The organism is Pseudomonas sp. HMSC067G02 (assembly GCF_001813485.1).
In the GTDB taxonomy this organism is placed as follows: Bacteria; Pseudomonadota; Gammaproteobacteria; order Pseudomonadales; family Pseudomonadaceae; genus Pseudomonas; species Pseudomonas aeruginosa.
In genome coordinates this window covers 90504-108818 of sequence record NZ_KV812663.1, presented here as the reverse complement: position 1 = coordinate 108818, position 18315 = coordinate 90504, and the positions used below count along the sequence as shown (strand labels likewise).

Sequence of the window (18315 nt, the reverse complement as noted above, 5' to 3'; positions counted from 1 at the left end):
ACTTCGGCACAACGCACCTCGGCATCGTCGCTGCTGTGACGGCGCCGCCGGCCGACCGTTCAGATTTTTCGCCGACCGTGCCAGGCCGGGCGCCCTCCCCGGTCACCCCTGGCGGCTCGCCAGCGCCTCGATCCGCGCCCGGCTCTTCGGCCGGCGTACGGACAGCGGCGGTTCGACCCGCATCGGCGGCGCGATCGCGTTGCCCTGGAGATAGACGTCCCCGGTCGGCAGCCGGGCGAACGCATCGTCCTCCTCGAGACCTTCCAGGACCACGCAGGGCGCCAGTTCGCGGCACAGGGCCAGCAGATGGCGCAGCACTTCGGCGCCCTTCGCCGAGCGACGTGCTTCGCGGGTATACCGGCAATCGATCTTGATCACATCGGGACGGGCATCGAGAACGAAGTCCAGGTTGTTGTGCGCCGCGCCGAAGTCGTCTATAGCGATGCGCACGCCATGTTCGCGCAGGCGTCGGATGAACTCCCGGGTCGCGACTCTCTCGCCCACGGCGGTCTCGGTCAGCTCCAGCGTCAGCCGCCGTGCCACCTGCGGACGGGCGGCCAGCCATCGGCAGACGGCTTCCCACCAGGCATCCATCGCCGCGCTCTGGCGCGACAGGTTGCAGGCCAGGCGCAAGGTAGGCTCGGCGTTCAGCCGGTCGAGGACCGTACCCAGCACGCAGCGATCGAGCAGGCGTATCAGGCCGAGCCGCTCCAGCGCCAGGATCAGTTCCTGGGTCGGCAACGGCGGCTCGCCGCTGGCGGCCGTGACCCTGAGCAGGGTTTCCCGGTAGAGCGGCTCCCATTCCGGATGCCCGGCATGCCGTACGGCCTGCCAGTCCAGGCGCACCCGACCGCGCGCCAGGGCGGCCTGGAAACGCCGGGCCAGGCGCAGGTCGCCGGCCAGGGAGGCGGCAACGGCCGGCGGGTGCTCGTGCTGGCGAGCCTGTGGGGAACTGTTCACTGTAGAGCTTTCCTTTCCTGGCGGCTGACGCCGTTGTCGTCGATCCAGTCGAACGCCACCTCGCCGCGCGTCCCGCTGTCCACCCGCCGCGGCAGGCCGAGGCGTCGTTGCGAGCGCGGAGCCAGCAGCGTTCCGGGCAGATCCAGGCGCGTCTCCCCTATCTCCAGCGCCAGCCCCGCCAGGGACACGAAGTACGGCGTCGGGTTGTCCACCCGCAGGGTCTCGTCGCGCAGCGCGAAGCCCAGTTCGGCGGCAGCGTCCTCGGCGTGCGGATGCAGGCCGTGCGGGCGGTACAGCACCTTCATCTGGGTTCGCAGGGTGACCGTGAGCCGGGGCCGGCCAGCGGCCTCGGCGGTGGCTTGCGGGGGGATCTCGTAGATGTTCAGCCAGTACAGCGATTCGCGATCCCGTGCCTGGGCCTGGCCGGTAGCCAGCAGGCGCAGGCTGCGCTGGCGTCCCGGCTCCAGGCGGAATACGGGCGGCAGCGGCAGGAACGGAGCCAGCGCGGTATCCGGTTCGCCGTCGAGGGCGCCGTCATCGACCCACGCCTGCACCAGCACCGGGTAGGGATTCTGGTTGACCAGCAGCAACGAGGCCTCGCGCTGGCCCTCCACGAACACCAGGCGGGTGCGCTCCGCGGTCACTCCGGCCTCGCTCGTCGGCGCGAGGCAAAGCATGGCCAGCAGCGCGAGCGCGCGCCTACTGGACACGGATAACCACCTGCGCCGTGGCCTCGACTCGCCCCGCCGTGACGCCGGGCTGGCTGCCGAGCGCGAGTTTCTCCAGGCGCGCGCGGAAGGTTTCGCGGTACAGGTCGATGCCGCCGCTACCGCCGTTGGCCTGGGTCGCGCCACCGATGGCGGGGTACCAGCCGGTGGCCTCGGCGTTGCTGCCGCCGGCGGAGTTCTCGTTGGCCAGGAGCGTCATCGGCGTGCCGTCGCGGTAGATGCGGATGCCGACCCCACGGGCAATGCCCGGCTCCCCGTAACGGTCGGAGAGCAGGTAGGACAGTCCGCCACTGGCGTTGACCAGGCCCAGCGCCGGGCTGGCCGCCAGGGCCCCGCTGGACACGCGGATGCCCAGCGCCGTGGCGCCGGCCCCGGTGCCGTTGGTCATGCCGCTCTGGCACTTGAAGGTGAGTTCGAAGGGCGCCTCGCGCACGCCGCCGCTATCGATCTCGGCCAGGGTGATGGGCGGGAACTGCACGTGCGGGGTGACCGTCATCACCGCGCAGGTGGGATAGCGTTTCAGGGTCACGTAGCGGTACAGGCCGATGGCACCCGGCCAGTTGCTGTACCAGCCGCCCCAGTTGCCGCCCACGTGCGCCTGGCCGACGGTCGGCGCGGTCAGGCCCGGCCCCTTGATGGCGATGTAGGCCGCCGGCTGGGTGTAGGAATAGGGCTGCGAGAGGATCGTCGGCGAGTAGTAGCGGATCGCCTCCAGCGGCGCGCTGTACAGCTCGGCGCGTACCGCTGCGAGGTTCTTCGCCTTGACCAGCTGGAAGCCGCGCGAGTCGATGTCCAGCCCGGAGAGCTGGCGCTCCTTCCAGATCGGCGTGATGGTTTCCCCCGTCTCGACGTTGGTCAGGCGCAGCAGCACGTTGGGCCAGGCGGTCCGGTAGGCATCCTGCAGGCCGATGTCGTTGCCCACCGTGTCGGCGCCGGTGTAGTAGCCGCTATAGAGATCGTCGCCGTTGGTAGAAAACATCTCGTAGACGGCGTCCCCGGCGCTACAGCGGAAGAACACCCGCTCGGGGTCGTAGCCGCCGGTGGCGCCGTACTGGGTCAGCGGCGCCACCGCGCTGGCGATGAGCGTCGGATAGGGCTGGAAACTCTCGTCGCTGACGTTGACCACGCTGGGCAGGCCGAGCGAGCCATTGCAGGTGTCGCAGGCGCCGGTCCAGCTGCCGGCGGTACCTTCGCCTGGGCGGATCTGGGTGTTCGAGGTGGTCGTCTCGCTGCCTACCGAGGTGACCCGGTAGCACGTCGCCTGGCCACTGACGGGAAGCCCCAGCGACACGCCGAGGGCCAGCGCGGGCAGCAGAGGAAGCGTGCGGTTCATCTGGCGTTCTCCAGGTTGGAGTCGGTGGTGGCTGCCCGGCAGGTACCGCGCAGGCGGATCAGCGCCTGGTCGCGAGGCACACCGGCCAGGTCGTAGGGCAGCTCGCAACGCTCCTGCCGTGCCGTTCCCCATTGCACCAGCAACCTGCCCCGCTGGTTTTCCGCGCGCGCATAGACCTGGCCGCCCTGCCCGACCATGCCGATGGCCGCCCCGCCGTCGTCGACCACCACGGCGCCGAGCGGCAGCACACTGCCGTCCTCGCGCCGTGCTTGGATCAGCAGCGGATGGCCGGTCAGCGTCCTGAACGTCACGCGCACGCTGGCACCGGCGTAGGGCGCGACCTTGCGCTCGGTTTCCAGCAGTTCGGCGTCGGGATCGATGCCAACGGGATCGAGGGAGATCGGGTTGTAGCGATAGGGCGACAGCGAGGGGGCCAGCGCATAGCCGTTGCCGTCGATGCGCGCGCCCTGCCCGCCGCGTATCGCGGCACCGCTGGCGCCCTTGGCCTCGACCAGGGCGAAGGTATCGCCGACGCTGGGGCCAAGGGTCAGCCCGTCGCGGTGGGCGACCAGCGCGCCACGGATGCCGCCGCTGTATTGCCGGTAGCGATCGCCCTGGGCATAGCCGGCATTCACGGTGGCCAGCGCCGCCTGCTTCTGCAAGGTGCCGTTCCAGGTGGTGTCGGCGACTTCGCTGTCGCGGTTGGCGGACAGCGCGTAGCTCCAGGTACGCTCGTCGCCCAGCGTACCGTTCAGCCCGGTTTGCAGGCTGCCGCCACGGCTGTCGCCGGAGCGCCGGGTAGCCATGGCGCTGAGCGTCGGCGCCCGACTGGAAGAACCCAGCGGCATGGAGACGCTGAGGGTCAGGGTGTCGTTGCGCTGGCCGCTGCGCCGGTCGCGCCGGAGCAGCTCGACGCCAGGGTCCTGGTCGCCCTGCTCCTGGTAGTAGGTGGTGGTCTGCCGCGACCAGGCGAGGTTGTAGCTCAACTGCCCCCAGGTGTTGGAGTAGCCGAACTGCAATTGGGTGTCGCGGCTCTTGCCGTCGTAGAAATCGCTGGAGGAGCCGGAAAGATAGAGGTTGCCGTAACCGCCGAGGGCCTGGCTCACCAGTAGGTTGAACTGGTTGCGCTGCTTGTAGCTGCCGGAATCCCAGGTGTCCCCGTGGCGCAGTGCGTCGCGCGAGCCGAGCACGTCGCCGAGTTCGCGGTAGCCTTCGGTGGAATAGCGGTAGCCGGCCAGGGTCAGGGTAGTGCCGGTGGGCTGGAAGGTCCGGCTGTAGTCGAGCCCGATGCGCCAGCCCTGCTTGCGCGCGCCATCCTCGACGCGTGCGCTGGAATAGGTGCTGTTCAGGCCGAAGGCGCCGAAGCGGGTGGCGAGGACGCCGCCGCCCAGCATGGCCAGGTAGTCGTCGGCGACACGCAGTCCCAGGTTGGCGGTCAGGGCGTTGCTCATGCCGCGCTGGTAGGTGAAGTCGGCGAACAGGTCGTCGCCGTCACCGTACTGGCGCGCCTGGCCCAGGGTGAAGCTGTAGCGCGACAGGCCGGGACGCATGGACTCCGGGACCGAGGCGAACGGCACGCTGAAGCTCGATACGCTGCCATCGGCTTCGAACACCTGGACATCCAGATCGCCGGCATAGGCGCTGTCGTAGAGATCGTCGATGACGAACGGACCGGGGGCGACATTCACCTCGCGGATCTTCCTGCCGTTCTGGCTGATCACCACCCGCGCCGCGGTGGCCGCTGTGCCGCGCACCTGCGGCGCATAGCGGCGCAGGGACTCGGGCAGCATGCGGTCGTCGGTGGCCAGGCTCAGGCCGCGGTAGCCGATGCTGCCGAGCAGGTTGCCGGCGGTGTAGCTCTCCCCCGCCGTCAGTTCGCTGCGCCAGGCCGGCAAGGCGCGCTGGGCATAGGTGCGGATGCCGTTCCACTTGCGCCTGGCCTGCCCGTTGTAGCGGGAATAGGTGTAGTTGGACTGGTGGCGCAAACGCCACAGGCCGAGGTTGATGCCGCTGTTCAGGCCGACATAGGCGTAGTCCGATCGTCCCGATTCGCCGCCGCGGTAGTCGGAGCGATAGAGGTTGGTGTCGTAGTTGACGAAGCCCATGCTGTCGCCGGCGTCCCACTCCTCGGGGCTGACGTAGCCGCGCGGCTTGAGGTCGAGCAAGGCCTGCGGCACCGAGAGGTCCAGGCGCAGGCGGGCGACGTCCAGGCTGAACCGCGAGCCGGGCAGGCGCGTGTCGAGAAAGGCGCAGTGGGCACCTTCGTCGCTCTTGCGCGGCTTTTCGCCAGGCTTGGCGCCGAGGCGCTGGCGCAGGAAGTCTTCCTCGAGGCAGGGCTCCACCGCGCCGCTGGCGGGGTTGGCGCGGAAACTCACTTCGCTGCGGCTGGCGAAGCGCTCGTTGAGGTAGACATCGACGTGATAGCGACCCGGATCGATCCGACCGTCCTGGTTGAAGCGCGACAGGTCGCCGCCGCCCAGGGAAGAGCCGAGCAACAGGCGATCATCGAATTCGTAGCCGGGCTGGGCATGACCGAAGGCGCTCGCCGCCAGCGCCATGCCGCCCGCCATCAGGGCCGTGCCGGTGCGGCAGCGGCGTTCATGGCGATAGGTCATGACGGATATCCATATGGGCGCCGTAGTCGTTGATCAGCAGCGCGTGCAGGCGCACACGTCCCGGCGGCAGGGCTTCGCGGGTTTCGGCCTGCCATTCGGCATGGCTGCGCGGCTCCAGCATGCCGCTGCGCAAGCGCCAGCGGCGCTGGCCGACGCTGAGCGTGGCGCTGGCGAACGAGGCGTAGTAGCCGCTCGGGTTGTCCACCCGCACCGCCCAGCCGGCGCTGCGCCGGACCAGTGCGAAACGCAGTTGCCCGGGCAGGTCCTCGGGACGGCCATGGATGCCCGCCGGGCGGTAGAACAGCTTCAGGCGATTGCGCAGCATCAGCAGCATCTGGTTCCGATCCGCATGGCTGCTGTTGCGTGGCGGGATCTGCAGGACGTTGAGATGGAACAGCGATTCGCGATCGCCCGGCAGGCCCTGCCCGGTGTAGACGATGCGCAGCGTCTGGCCGCTGTCCGGGGCCATGCGGAATACCGCCGGGTTGACCAGGAACGGCGCGTCCGCCTGATCCGGCGGCGCGTCCGGGGCGTCGATGTCGACCCAGGCCTGGACGACGTTGGGAAACGCATCGCGATTGCTCAGTTGCACGGTCTTCTCCCGTGCCTCGCCGGGATAGATCACCCGGGTCCCGGTCACCACCACGCTTGCCCGCGCCTGGGCGATGCTCGCCAGCAGGACGAGCAGAAGCGCCGATGTCCTGCCGGATCGGTACGAATGTCTGGGCATGCGGCTTACCTGGCCGGGCACGGTCCAGCGACCGGGCCCGGCTTTAGTGCTGGGAAAAGGAAGGGGCGGCGCATGCGCCGCCGGCATTCACTCGTAACGCAGCGTGTAGGTCACGGCGCCGAGTACCGGACCGGGCGTCACGGTCGCCGCTTCGGAGACGTACTGCACCGCGTAGTCGTAGCTGGTGCTGGTGGCTCCGTTGGCGAGCACGATGTCGCCGGCGGGCACCGCCGCGCCGCCGGCCAGGTCGACCGGGTTGCCGCCGACGCTATCGAGCAATTGCAGCGCCACGCCCGTCGCGCCGCTGGCGGCGGTGTTCACCAGATTCCCGGCGGCGCTGGGGTTGGTGGCCTGGAACAGGGTGGTGAAATGCTCGTCGGCCGTCGGCGCGACGCAATCGGTGAGTTGCAGGGTGAAGGCGGTTTCGCCGGCGCTGCGGCCCACTGCGCCATCGAGGGCGCTCACCGGTACGCTGTCGAGGATCACCGTGGGGTCGGTGAAGCCGTTGACCGCGACCTGGCAGGTCTGGTCGGTCACTTCGCCGCTGAATGTGATAGTGTTTGCCGCCATCGCGGTTCCCGAAGCGGCAATTGCCGCAAAGGCCAATACCACTGCGCATGGGTTCGAAGTTCTGGTCATGCCTATGTTCCTTGTGTGAGGCAATAATCGTCCACCCGCCTTTTATTTCGGCCGGGAACGCGGTAAAGACTCGAACGAGTTCAAATCGATAATCAGTGGTGCGAACCACCGATATAAGTATCCCGTGCACAGGCGTCGAGGTGAACGCCGAACGGCGGACTTATAAATCCGTTCGAGTGCCCGCCATTCGGGGAATTGCCTCGTTTCGCAGGGTACCGCCGCCTCTTCGCGCCATCCGTCGACATTGCAACGCTTGTATTTCCGACTATGGAACTCTGGCATCCCGGCTTCTCTTGCTTGTCTTCGCCAGTTTGGACTTATAATAAAAACCGTCATCCGTGTAATGCATGGATGGTGCCATGCAGTTAACTTCCAAGTTGGAAGTATGCACTTCCCTGTTATTCAACGAATAATTACCGTCGACTTTTCCCAGGCAATTTCCATGTTCACCCGCAGGCGCTTCTCCTTGCGCAGCAAGCTTTTTCCGCCGCCGCTCAGAAGTCCGGTGCGCAGACGAGTGCCAACGGCGGCGTGCGCACTCTCGTTGCAAGTGGGCGCTGCGCCGATGCTGTTCGGAGAATCCGTCTTGCGACAAGTCAACAACTCGAACCACGGCTTCGCCTAGCATTGAAAAAGTTCCTGCACGACAGTTGTCGGGCCTGTTGGTCGTCGCTCTGCCAAGTGCCTGGACATATTTCCGTTATCCACTGATTCGGAGTCCAACGTCGCCGAACGTGCCGGCTGCCGCGACTCTCGAAAAAATAGCCTGGAGAAACTCCGAAACAAACATTGCACATGGACCGTCGTCGCAACGGTCTCCCTCAATAGTTATTAAAAGAAGAGGTTCGCACCCATGGCAGGCAAGCATTACCAGGATGCCGATGTGCATGCCGCAACCCTATCCCGCCTCCGACTGGTATTCCGGAACTTCGAGCGCGTCTGTGTCGCCTTCTCCGGTGGCAAGGACAGCTCGGTCACCCTGCAATTGGCGCTGGACGTGGCACGCGAGTTGGGACGCAGCCCGGTGGACGTACTGTTCATCGACCTGGAGGGGCAGTACCAGGCCACCATCGATCACGTCAGCGAGATGCTCGGGCGTCCCGACGTACGCCCCTGGTGGGTCTGCCTGCCACTCAACCTGCGCAACGCCTCCAGCCTGGAGGAACCCTACTGGTGCTGCTGGGAACCCGGCGCCGAGGCCGACTGGGTGCGCCCGCTGCCGAAGCACCCGGGGGTGATCAGCGACCCGGGGTTCTTCCCCTTCTACCGCTACCGCATGGAGTTCGAGGAGTTCGTCGCCGGCTTCAACGCCTGGCTGTCCAGGGAAGAGCCTACCGCGTTCCTGGTCGGCATCCGTTCGGACGAATCGCTCAATCGCTACCTGGCGGTCAAGCGCAGGAGCCGGGCGAAACAATGCGCCTGGACGCCGCCGGGCGGCTCCGCGCCGCTGGCCTGGAGCGCGCGCGACCGGGCCAACCCGCAGGCGGTGAGCTTCTTCCCGATCTACGACTGGCGTTTCGAGGATCTCTGGCGTTGCGTCGCCGACCACGGCTACGCCTATAACCGCCTCTACGACCAGATGTACCGCGCCGGCGTGCCGTTCTCGCAGATGCGCATCTGCCAGCCCTATGGCGACGACCAGCGCAAGGGCCTCGACCTGTTCCACCGGATCGAGCCACGCACCTGGTTCAAGGTAGTCCGGCGCGTCGCCGGCGCCAACTATGGGGCGCGCTATTGTCGCCAGCGCTTCCTCGGCTACCGTGGCGGCCTTGGCCTGCCGCCCTCCTTCGGCACCTGGCGCGAGTACAGCCAGTTCCTCCTGCGCAGCATGCCGCCGCCTCTGCGCGGCATCTACCAGCGGCGCATCGAGCGTTTCATCCTCTGGTGGAGGCAGCACGACTATCCCCTTGCCATCTGGCCGGACGCGGGGATCCCGGCCCTGGAGAATCGTCGCAAGCAGCCGTCCTGGCGGCGTATTGCGCTATCCCTGCTGAAGCAGGACATGGCCCGCTCGCTGTCCTTCGGCTTCTCCCAGGCCGATATCGACAGACTGGTCCCCGGTCGGGAGAAGCGCTCGTGATCCGCCCGCAAGACTGCGAGATCCTGCAGTGGCGCTCGTTCGACGACGAGGCCGCCTTCTTCGCCAGCATGGGCCGCTTCTTCGCCAGCGCCCGGGTGCGCCGCGAATGCGGCGGCTACCCGCTGAGCGACGGTCCCTACCACCGCTGGTTCGTGCTCCGCCGCCAGGGGGACACGCGGATACTGGGGTTCGTCAGCCTGGAGCAACATCCCGACGTGGTTCGCCTGCGCGATGCCTACCTGCGTGCGGAAGCGCGCGGTCGCGGGCTGTTCCGCACCCTGCGCGAGCGGGTTCTCGGACATGTCGACCAACTCGGGCTGGCCTGTACCACCCGCGCGCCCCAGGCCTGCGCGCGCCTTCTCGAACCGCACGGCTTCGCCGTGCATTCCACCCGGGGTAGCTGGGTGACGCTCATGAGGAAAGCCCATGGCACAGACAAAGACACTGACGGAGCGGGCCGAGGCGCTGTTCGGCGAACTGCACGGGTTGCCGCTTGCCGAGCGGATTGAAGCCATCAACCGGATCCGCCGGCTGCTCCACGCGCACAGTCCGTTCGCCGAAGAGCCGGTCGATTGCGTGCAGTGGGTGCGTGCCGAGCGCGTCGCCGGCAACGACTACAACCCCAATACCGTCGCGCCGCCGGAGATGCGACTGCTGAGGCTGTCCATCGAGTCCGACGGATTCACCCAGCCCATCGTCGCCTATCCGCAGGCCGACGGGCGCTACGAGGTGGTCGACGGCTTTCACCGCCTGCGCGTGGGCAGCGCCAAGGGCGCGCTGCGCCAGCGTTTGCACGGCTACCTGCCGATCGCCGCGATACGCGCCGGGCGTGAAGGCGACAGCGAGCGCATCGCCGCCACCATCCGCCACAACCGCGCACGCGGCGTGCACGGCGTGTTGCCGATGACGGCGATCGTGGTGACCCTGCTCAAGGCCGGCTGGAGCGAGACCGACGTGGCCCGCGAACTGGGCATGGACAATGACGAGGTGCTGCGTTTCAAGCAGGTTTCCGGATTGCCCGAGCTGTTCCGCGAACACGTGTATTCCCGCTCCTGGGAGTAGCGGGCGGCGCCGTCGGCCGCACCGCTCGCCCAGGCTCAGGCCGCGCCGGTGGTCAGGCTGATGTGCTTGTACTCGACGAAGTCGTCCAGGGCGGCGACCCCGTTCAGCCGGCCGAGGCCGGACTGGCGGTAGCCGCCCTCCTCGAATTCGTCGTAGACCTTGGCCCAGTCGTTGATCCACACGGTGCCGGCGCGGATCTTCCGCGCCACCCGGAAGGCACGCGCGACCTCGCGGGTCCAGACCCCGGCCGCCAGCCCGTACTCGCTGCGGTTGGCCAGGGCGACGCCCTCCTCCTCGCGGTCGAATACCTGCAGGGTCAGCACCGGTCCGAAGGTTTCCTGTTGCACGATGTCCAGGTCCGGATCATCGACCTCCAGCAGGGTCGGACGGTAGAAGGCGCCGGCCGCCAGCTCGCCCTCGGTTACCGGGCCGCCGCGGACCACCACCCGCGCGCCGGCGGCGATGGCCTGGCGTACGGCTCGCTCGACGCGCTCGACGTTGGCCTTGTCGATCAGCGGCCCCATGTCGCTGCGCGGGTCCGCCGCCGGCCCCACGCGCAGGTTTTCCAGGCGCTGCGCCAGGCGTTCGCGTAGCCGTTCGGCAACGCCGCGCTGCACCAGCAGGCGCGAACCGGTCATGCAGAACTGCCCGGCGAACACCGTCAGCGACTTCTCCAGCACGGGCAAGGCGGCGTCCAGGTCGGCGTCGTCGAACACCAGATGCGGTGTCTTGCCGCCCAGTTCCAGGCCGAAGCGCTTCAGGTGCCGCGCGCCGGCGGCGGAAATCGCTCGTCCGGTGGCGCTCGAGCCGGTGAAGCTGATCACCGGCACCTCGGCCGCGTCGATCAATCGCCGGGCGCCTTCGGAACCCGATTCGCTGAAGATGTTCACCGTCCCGGCAGGCAGCGACGGCGCTTCGGCGATGATCCGCGCGACCAGGGCGTTGGTCTGCGCGGTCTGCCCCGGCATCTTCACCACCGTGGTGGTACCGGCGGCCAGCGCCGGCGCCAGGGAGCGGATCATCAGCACCACCGGTGAATTCCACGGCACGATGATGCCGGCGACGCCCATCGGCTCGCGCAGCACCAGCGACACCACGTCGGGGCGCGGCGTGCCGCTGGCGCCCCGTTCGCTGCGCGCCAGGCCGGCGTAGTAGCGCAGCTTGCCCGGCACCATGCCGACCTCGAAGGCAGCCTCGGGCTTGATCTTGCCGTTCTCCAGGGCAAGCAGGTCGATGAGCGCATCGGCATGCCGCTCGAAGGCCGCGGCGATTTCCTCCAGGGCTGTCGCGCGCAGCGCGTGGTCGTCCTTCCAGGGACCATCTTCGAAGGCGCGCACAGCGGCGGCGATCGCCGCATCGGCCTCGGCCCGCCCGCCGTCGGCGTAGGTGCCGATCGGCTGGCCGCTGGCCGGGTCGAAGGATTGTCCCCGCTGCGCGGAATCGAGCCATGCGCCGTCGATCCAGTGTCTGGCGTGTCCGTTCATCTGCAAGTTCTCCTGGGTCGGTCAGGCGATGTGCTGCGCGAGGTGCTCGGCAACGGCGATGGTGGTGATGTTGGTGGCCACCGAAATGGCATCGGGGAAGATCGAGGCGTCGATCACCCGCAATCCTTGCAGGCCATGCACCCTGCCCTCCAGGTCGACCACCGCCCAGCGCTCGCCGGCGCGGCCCATCGGCGCGCTGGAGGTCGGGTGGTGGTAGGTATCGAGGGTGGCGCGGATCGCCGCTTCGATCTGCGCATCGCTGCGTGCCTCGGGCCCTGGTCCGAGTTCGGCGTGGATCAGCCCGGCGAGCGGTTCGCTGCGGCCGATCCGGCGCGCCAGCTTGACCCCTTCCAGCAACCGCGCGCGGTCTTCGGCCTCGGCGAGGAAGTTCAGGTCGATCAGCGGCGCGACGGCCGGGTCGCGGCTGGCCAGGCGCACACTGCCCAGCGATTGCGGCCGGGTCAGGGCCACGGCGAGGACGAAGCCGACCCCGGTTGGGCTCATCTCGGCGGGGAACAGGTGGGTGGCGGTGATGTGCAGGTCCAGCTCGCCGTTCTGCGCCCGCGAGCTATGGGTCCAGAGCTTGGCGCCGATCACCGGCGACTGCGCGCCGATGCGCTCCGGCCGGGCGGCATAGGCGTTGTAGTAGAACGGATGGTCCTTGAGCCGGCGGCCCACCGGCAAGTCGGCAAGCAACGGGATCGACAGCGCCTTCAGCTCGTCGGCCGGGCCGACACCGGAGCGCAGCAGGATCGCCGGGCTGCCGTAGGCGCCGGCGCTGAGGATCACTTCGCCGGCGTGGATTTCCTCGCCGGAGGCCAGGCGCACGCCCACCGCGCGCTTGCCTTCGAAGAGCACCCGGTCGACCAGCGCGTCGCCGCGGATCGACAGGTTGGCGCGGCCGCGCACGGCGTTGTCGAGATAGGCCATGCCGGTGTTGACGCGCACACCGTTGACGACATTCATCGGGTACGGCCCGACGCCGTTGGCGTCGGCGCCGTCGAAATCGGCGATGGCCTTGAAACCGTTGGCCAGGGTGGCGTCGATGAAGGCCCTCTGCATCGGCGAGAGATCGGCGCGGCTCAGTTGCCGCACCGGCAGCGGTCCGTCCCCGCCGTGCAGGGCCGGGTCGCCGCCCTGGCGGGTCTCCAGGCGGCGGAACGCCGGCAGCAGGTCGTCGTAGGACCAGCCCGGCAGGTTCCAGCGGGCGAAGTCTTCGCGCCGCGTGCGGATCGCCACCGCGCCGTTGATCGCCGAGCTGCCGCCGAGGACCTTGCCGCGGATCGCATGGATCGGATGCCCGATCGCCCCCGGTTGGGACTGGTAGCCCCAGTCGCTGGCGGGGTCGCCGCCGACGCTGTCGCTGCTGGCGATGATCCTGGGGTAGTCCCAGGCCGGATAGGCCTGGCCGGCTTCCAGCAACAGTACCCGGCGGTCGCCGCGCTCGCTCAGGCGCCGGGCGAGGACCGCGCCGGCGGAGCCGCCGCCGACGATCAGCACATCGATCCTGCCGCCATCGAAGGCCTTGCGGGGCGTTTCCGCCGTGGCGCTGGCCACGCCGGGCGCGCCGCCGAGCAGCGAGCCCAGGGCGAGCGCGGCGGAGCCGGCGACGGTCTGCGCCAGCAAGGTGCGGCGCGCCGGGTTTTCGGGTTGGTGCATGGGGTTCTCCCGTATCCAGATCGATTGACGGGAGCAACGCTATGCCCGGCGCGCCCTCGGCGACAGACAGCGGAAGGCGAACCGCTGGTTCGGTTTTTCCGAACTCAGCCCGGCGGCAACAGGCCACGCTCGATGAGCGCGCGGTCCCAGGGCGCCGGATCGCCGATTTCCTCTTCGAGGAACTGGCCGAGGACGAGGATCTTCCGGGGCGTCCGTTGGGTCTTGCGGTAGACCACGGAAACCTGCCCGCCGTCCGGCGAGTAGCCAGGCAGGACCGGCAGCAGCTCGCCGGCCAGCAAGGCATCGGCGGCCAGGAAGCTCGGCAGGATCGCCAGGCCGAGCCCGGCGCGCGCACCTTCGAGCAACTGGTGCCCGGAGTCGGTGCGCATCCTCACCCGGATGCGGAACGAGGCCGGTTCGCCGTCCACCGGCAGACAGAGCATGCCGCCGGGCTCGCGGTTGTAGTAGACCAGCCCGTCGTGCGCCTGTAATTCCTCGGGATGCTGCGGCACGCCATGCCGCGCCAGGTAGTCGGGACTGGCGCAGAGCAGGTGGCGGTTGGCGGTGATCGGCCGCGCCACCAGGCAGGAGTCGTCCAGCCGGCCCATGCGCAGGGCCATGTCGAAGCGCGGTTCCTGGAGGTTGACGAAACGATCGTCGGCCTGCACGTCCACCCGCAATTGCGGATGGCGCTCGGCGAAGCGCGCCAGCAGCGGCGCCAGGTAGCGCGGGGTGAAGGCCAGCGGCGCGGAGAGGCGCAACTGGCCGCGCAGGTCGTCGTCGGCGTCGAGCACCGAGGCTTCCGCCTGCTCCAGCTCCTGTAGCAGGCGGCAGGCGTGTTCGTAGTAGGTGCGACCGGGGTCGGTGAGGCTCAGCGGCCGGGTGCGGTTCAGCAGCACCCGGCCCAGGCGCCTCTCCAGTTGCTGGATCCGCTGGCTGACTTGCGACTTGGTGGTGCCCAGGCGGCGGGCGGCTTCGGAGAAGCTACGGGCGTCGACCACGCTGACGAAGGTGGTCATTTCGGCAAACTTGTTCATCGGTGTCCTTCTGCGATCCGCCCCCGCGGACCCCGATCATACGCTTTCCGCCGCTGCTATCCGCGCCTCGGCGACCCGGCGCAGGCGCTGCATGGACTCCTCCGACTCGCGTTCGATGCGCCGGCGCAGCAGGAACAGGTTGGCCAGGCGCATCGACCAGCCATCGAAGCGGTATTCCAGGGTGCGCACGAAGCGGGTGCCGGCCGCGCTCGGCTGGCATTCGTAGCTCAGGCGCAGGTGCAGCCCCCGGTCGCCACGGGCGTTGGCGCGCCACAGGTGTCCCGGCTGGTACTCGACCACCGTCCAGGACAGGTGCCCGGCGCGGCCGCCGGCGTGGATGTCCTCCTCGAAGCGCGCGCCGGCCGGCAGCGGGCCCGAGGCGCCGTCGACCCGCAACGACGAGGGATGCCATTCCGGCCAGAGTGCCGGGCTGGCGGCGTAGGCGAGGGTCGCCTCGGGCCCGCGGGCGATCTCGATTCGGTGCTGCATGCGGGTCATGGTGTGCTCCTCGGCGGTTTCCGCTTCCCAGTGGAGGGTACCGTAGCACCAGTCCATCAACGGGAAGACCAGGTTGAAGTTGTGCGTCTGCATCAGCTCGCGACGGTGATGCAGTTCGTGCAGGCGGCGCATGTGGCGGATCCACGGCAGACGGCTGAGCGGATGCTCCGGCGGCAGGTGTTCGCAGGCGTGGAAGATCTCGTAGCTGAGGTAGCCCAGCAGCAGGGTCGCGGCGAACAGCGCGGCGAGGTTGTCGTTCAGCAGGCCGAGCAGGCTCCAGGCGAGCAGCGCGCCGAGGCTGAAGACCACCACCAGCCAGGCCGGGAACAGGATCACCCGCCAGTCGCGTGCCTGTTCGTAGCGCATCTGGCCGGCGACGAAGAAGCTGTGGTGGTCGCCGGTATGGCGCTTGTAGAACATCCGCCCCAGCGGGTGCTTGTGGTGGCCGAGGGACTTGTGGATGCGGTACTCGCCCCAGTTGAAGAACACCAACGCGGCCGGCACCGTCAGCCATTCCAGCAGGCTCGGCTGCTCGAGCCGGGAGAGGAAGAAGACGATCCAGGCGCCGCCGTAGGCGAGGACGAAGCCGGCGTGCAGCCAGGGGTTGTAGCCGGGCCGGATGGCCGCGCGGTACTGCTGGCGAAAGGGTTGGGGATCGAAGGACATGGTCGGCATCTCGCGTGTGATTGTTATTGGCTGGGCCGCGAACCGGGCCGATCCGCCGGGCGGAAGGGCTTGCATTCGAGTGTAGCGATGCCAGTCTTATCAGGGTAATGGATAAATAGAATGAGGATTATTCATGAAGCTGAACTTGCAGCAGCTCGACCTCAACCTGCTGCTGGTCTTCGATGCCCTGATGCGCGAACGCAACCTGTCGCGCGCGGCGATCCGCCTGCATCGCAGCCAGCCGGCGGTGAGCAACGCCCTCGCCCGCCTGCGCGAACAGCTCGACCAGCCGCTGTTCCGGCGCACCGCCAAGGGCCTGGAACCCACCGCCGCCGCCCTCGCCCTGTACGTGCCGGTGCGCCAGGCCCTGCATCTGCTGCAGGCCGGCCTTGGCTCCCAGGAAACCTTCGATCCGCACACTGCGCGGACCTTTCGCCTGACGATGAACGACTATGCCCAGTTGCGCCTGCTGCCGGGCCTGGTGACCCGCTTGAAGACCCTGGCCCCGCAGGTGACGCTGGAGGTGCGGCCCGACGAAGGCGCCTCGATCCCGGCGCAGCTGGCCAGCGGCGAACTCGACCTGGCGATCGACTACCTGTACTTCGACGAGCCTGAGCTGGCCTACCGGCCGGTCGGCGAGGAACGCCTGGTGGTGATCGGCCGCCAGGGCCATCCGGCCTTCCGCGGCGGCCTCGACCGCGCCGCCTACGAGGCCGCGCAGCACGTCTCGATCCTGCCGCGCGTCGGGCGCGGCAGTCCGCTGGAGATCGTCCTCGGCTCGGCCAGGGTACAGCGCCGGGTGCAATTGCTGGTGCCGCACTACCTGACCATCCCGGCCATCGTCGCCAGCACCGAGCTGCTCGGCACCGTGCCGCGCCGCCTGGCCGAGCGTTTCGCCGGCAGCCATGGTCTGCAACTGGCGGACGTCCCCTTCGAGATGGCCCCGGTGCAGGTCAACCTGATCTGGCATCGCCAGCAGGAAGCGACGCCCGGCCTGCAATGGCTGCGCGAGCAGATCGTGCAGATCGAACAGGGCTGAGTCGCAGGTTGCGCGCCAGGATCAGTCTTCCGTCACTTTCGATCATTGAGCGAGGCCTTTCCCGCGCCCTATGGTGAGGCTGCGCCCCGCTGCCGGTCCCCGGCCGCCCCGGGGATACAGTCCAGCACCCGCCAGAGGAGCCACCGTATGACCAGCCTGCCGCTCGAAGCCAACGCCGCCGCCACCCTCGCCGAATGGCACGGGCTGATCGCCCGCCGCGACCTCTCCGGGTTGCCGCGCCTGCTGCATCCCGACGCCGTGTTCCGCTCGCCGATGGCGCACAAGCCGTATGCCGGCGCGCCGGTGGTCTCGATGATCCTGAATACCGTGCTCACGGTCTTCGAGGATTTCGCCTATCACCGCCAGTTGGCCAGCGCCGACGGCCGCAGCGTGGTGCTGGAGTTCAGCGCGCGGGTCGGCGAACGCGAACTGAAAGGCATCGACATGATTCGCTTCGACGACGACGGCCGGATCGTCGACTTCGAAGTGATGGTCCGCCCCATGAGCGGCCTCCAGGCCCTCGGCGAGGAAATGGGCCGGCGCCTGGCGCCCTATCTGGCCGCGAGCAAGGCCTGAGGCGGAGGAACCTGCCATGACCCGCATCACCGAAGTCGTGGTCGAGCGTCGCCAGCTCGCCACCGCCGCCCTGCGTACGCGCAACCTGCCCGCCCCGGAGGCGCTGGCGGAAGGCCAGGCGCTGCTGGCGGTCGGCGAGTTCGCCCTGACCGCCAACAACGTCACCTATGCCGCCCTCGGCGATGCCCTGCGCTACTGGGAGTTCTTCCCGGCCGGCGAGGGGCTGGGCATCGTCCCGGTCTGGGGCTTCGCCGAGGTGCTTGCCTCGCGCTGCCCGGGGGTCGAACCGGGCGAGCGCTTCTATGGCTACTATCCGATGGCCAGCCACCTGCTGGTCGCGCCGGCGCAGGTCCGCGGCAGCGGCTTCGTCGACGCCAGCGAGCACCGCCGGAACCTCCCGTCGGTCTACAACCAGTACCTGCGCTGCAGCAGCGACCCGCTCTACCGGGCCTCCGACGAGGCCCTGCAGATGCTCCTGCGGCCGCTGTTCACCACCTCGTTCCTGCTCGACGACTTCCTCGCCGAGCATGCCTTCTTCGGCGCCACCGACCTGCTGCTGAGCAGTGCCTCGAGCAAGACCGCCATCGGCCTGGCCTTCCTCCTCCAGCGCAATCGTGCGCAACGCGGCCAGGACTACCGCATCGTCGGCCTGACCTCCGCGGGCAACCGCGCCTTCGTCGAAGGCCTGGGCTGCTATGACGAGGTCCTGGCCTACGACCGCCTGGACGCACTGGACGCCAGCGGAGACGCGCTGAGCGTGGATTTCGCCGGCAACGGCGCCCTGCTCGGCCAGTTGCACCAGCGCCTGGACGACCGCCTGCGCTACAGTTGCCTGGTCGGCGCCGCCCACTGGGACCAGCGCGGTGGCCTGCCGAAGGCGCTGCCGGGTCCGACGCCGAAGCTGTTCTTCGCCCCGGCGCAGGCGGAAAAACGCCTCAAGGACTGGGGCGGCGCGGCGTTCCAGGCGCGCCTGGCGGAAGTCTGGGGCGAGTTCTCGGCCTTCGTCGGCGGCTGGATCCAGGTCCGCCACGGTGTCGGCGGCAGCGAGGTGCTGGAGGTCTACCAGGACCTGCTGGCCGGGCGCTCGGCACCGCAACTGGGCTACATCCTTTCCCTCGACGGCGGCTGAGGCCGCCGTTCTATACTGCTGGACGGAGGTGGCGAACCCGTCGCGACCGACGAAGCGGGTTCCACCCATGGCGTCGGCGG

The 18315-nt window shown here is 68.8% G+C and carries 16 protein-coding genes; 6 read left to right on the top strand and 10 right to left on the bottom strand.

Annotation, left to right across the window (positions count from 1 at the left end):
• Positions 1-102 precede the first annotated feature (102 nt).
• The 6 genes from HMPREF2914_RS11335 to HMPREF2914_RS11310 form a co-directional block, all read right to left on the bottom strand.
• Positions 103-960: an EAL domain-containing protein gene (locus HMPREF2914_RS11335; RefSeq protein ID WP_003109869.1), complete on the bottom strand. Its 858-nt coding sequence runs from the start codon at positions 958-960 to the stop codon at positions 103-105.
• On the bottom strand, positions 957-1670 hold the full coding sequence (locus HMPREF2914_RS11330; RefSeq protein ID WP_003109870.1) for a fimbrial biogenesis chaperone: 714 nt from the start codon (positions 1668-1670) through the stop codon (positions 957-959). Before HMPREF2914_RS11330 ends, HMPREF2914_RS11335 begins: the two co-directional genes overlap by 4 nt.
• The gene (locus HMPREF2914_RS11325) at positions 1660-3021 is read right to left on the bottom strand and encodes a fimbrial protein (RefSeq protein WP_003088866.1); all 1362 of its coding nucleotides are present in this window, start codon (positions 3019-3021) and stop codon (positions 1660-1662) included. The genes HMPREF2914_RS11330 and HMPREF2914_RS11325 overlap by 11 nt, the downstream gene beginning before the upstream one ends.
• Positions 3018-5636, bottom strand: coding sequence for a fimbria/pilus outer membrane usher protein (locus tag HMPREF2914_RS11320; RefSeq protein WP_023091854.1), 2619 nt, complete (start codon positions 5634-5636; stop codon positions 3018-3020). Before HMPREF2914_RS11320 ends, HMPREF2914_RS11325 begins: the two co-directional genes overlap by 4 nt.
• Positions 5620-6366 (bottom strand): fimbrial biogenesis chaperone, encoded by a 747-nt coding sequence (locus HMPREF2914_RS11315; RefSeq protein WP_020750769.1) that lies wholly within the window; start codon positions 6364-6366, stop codon positions 5620-5622. The genes HMPREF2914_RS11320 and HMPREF2914_RS11315 overlap by 17 nt, the downstream gene beginning before the upstream one ends.
• Before the next feature lie 87 nt (positions 6367-6453).
• Positions 6454-7005 carry a fimbrial protein gene (locus tag HMPREF2914_RS11310; RefSeq protein ID WP_003120281.1) on the bottom strand — a complete coding sequence of 184 codons (552 nt, stop codon included), beginning with the start codon at positions 7003-7005 and terminating at the stop codon, positions 6454-6456.
• Positions 7006-7858: 853 nt separating this feature from the next.
• On the opposite strand from HMPREF2914_RS11310, the gene HMPREF2914_RS11305 reads away from it, so the two are divergent.
• From HMPREF2914_RS11305 to HMPREF2914_RS11295, 3 genes are read left to right on the top strand one after another with little or no spacing between them, the layout of a single operon-like run.
• The gene (locus HMPREF2914_RS11305) at positions 7859-9085 is read left to right on the top strand and encodes a phosphoadenosine phosphosulfate reductase (protein WP_003088855.1); all 1227 of its coding nucleotides are present in this window, start codon (positions 7859-7861) and stop codon (positions 9083-9085) included.
• Positions 9082-9594 carry a GNAT family N-acetyltransferase gene (locus HMPREF2914_RS11300; RefSeq protein WP_003088854.1) on the top strand — a complete coding sequence of 171 codons (513 nt, stop codon included), beginning with the start codon at positions 9082-9084 and terminating at the stop codon, positions 9592-9594. Before HMPREF2914_RS11305 ends, HMPREF2914_RS11300 begins: the two co-directional genes overlap by 4 nt.
• Entirely contained in the window at positions 9512-10147 is a 636-nt protein-coding gene (locus tag HMPREF2914_RS11295; protein WP_023091855.1) for an IbrB-like domain-containing protein, read from the top strand. The genes HMPREF2914_RS11300 and HMPREF2914_RS11295 overlap by 83 nt, the downstream gene beginning before the upstream one ends.
• A gap of 35 nt (positions 10148-10182) precedes the next feature.
• On the opposite strand, the gene HMPREF2914_RS11290 is transcribed toward HMPREF2914_RS11295, so the two are convergent.
• From HMPREF2914_RS11290 to HMPREF2914_RS11275, 4 genes are all read right to left on the bottom strand, one after another.
• Positions 10183-11631 (bottom strand): aldehyde dehydrogenase family protein, encoded by a 1449-nt coding sequence (locus HMPREF2914_RS11290; RefSeq protein WP_023091856.1) that lies wholly within the window; start codon positions 11629-11631, stop codon positions 10183-10185.
• 21 nt (positions 11632-11652) lie between these two features.
• Positions 11653-13290 (bottom strand): GMC family oxidoreductase, encoded by a 1638-nt coding sequence (locus HMPREF2914_RS11285; protein WP_023980969.1) that lies wholly within the window; start codon positions 13288-13290, stop codon positions 11653-11655.
• A gap of 104 nt (positions 13291-13394) precedes the next feature.
• Positions 13395-14327: a LysR family transcriptional regulator gene (locus HMPREF2914_RS11280; protein ID WP_003088848.1), complete on the bottom strand. Its 933-nt coding sequence runs from the start codon at positions 14325-14327 to the stop codon at positions 13395-13397.
• A 36-nt stretch (positions 14328-14363) separates the two neighbouring features.
• Complete coding sequence (locus HMPREF2914_RS11275; protein WP_023980968.1) at positions 14364-15500, bottom strand: SRPBCC family protein; 1137 nt, start codon at positions 15498-15500, stop codon at positions 14364-14366.
• A 124-nt stretch (positions 15501-15624) separates the two neighbouring features.
• Between HMPREF2914_RS11275 and HMPREF2914_RS11270 the strand changes: the two genes are divergently transcribed.
• From HMPREF2914_RS11270 to HMPREF2914_RS11260, 3 genes are all read left to right on the top strand, one after another.
• A complete protein-coding gene (locus HMPREF2914_RS11270) occupies positions 15625-16530 on the top strand; it encodes a LysR family transcriptional regulator BsrA (protein ID WP_003122789.1) in 906 nt (301 codons plus the stop codon).
• A 147-nt stretch (positions 16531-16677) separates the two neighbouring features.
• On the top strand, positions 16678-17106 hold the full coding sequence (locus HMPREF2914_RS11265) for a nuclear transport factor 2 family protein (RefSeq protein ID WP_003088837.1): 429 nt from the start codon (positions 16678-16680) through the stop codon (positions 17104-17106).
• 16 nt (positions 17107-17122) lie between these two features.
• The gene (locus tag HMPREF2914_RS11260) at positions 17123-18235 is read left to right on the top strand and encodes a DUF2855 family protein (RefSeq protein WP_023091859.1); all 1113 of its coding nucleotides are present in this window, start codon (positions 17123-17125) and stop codon (positions 18233-18235) included.
• The last annotated feature ends 80 nt before the right edge of the window (positions 18236-18315 follow it).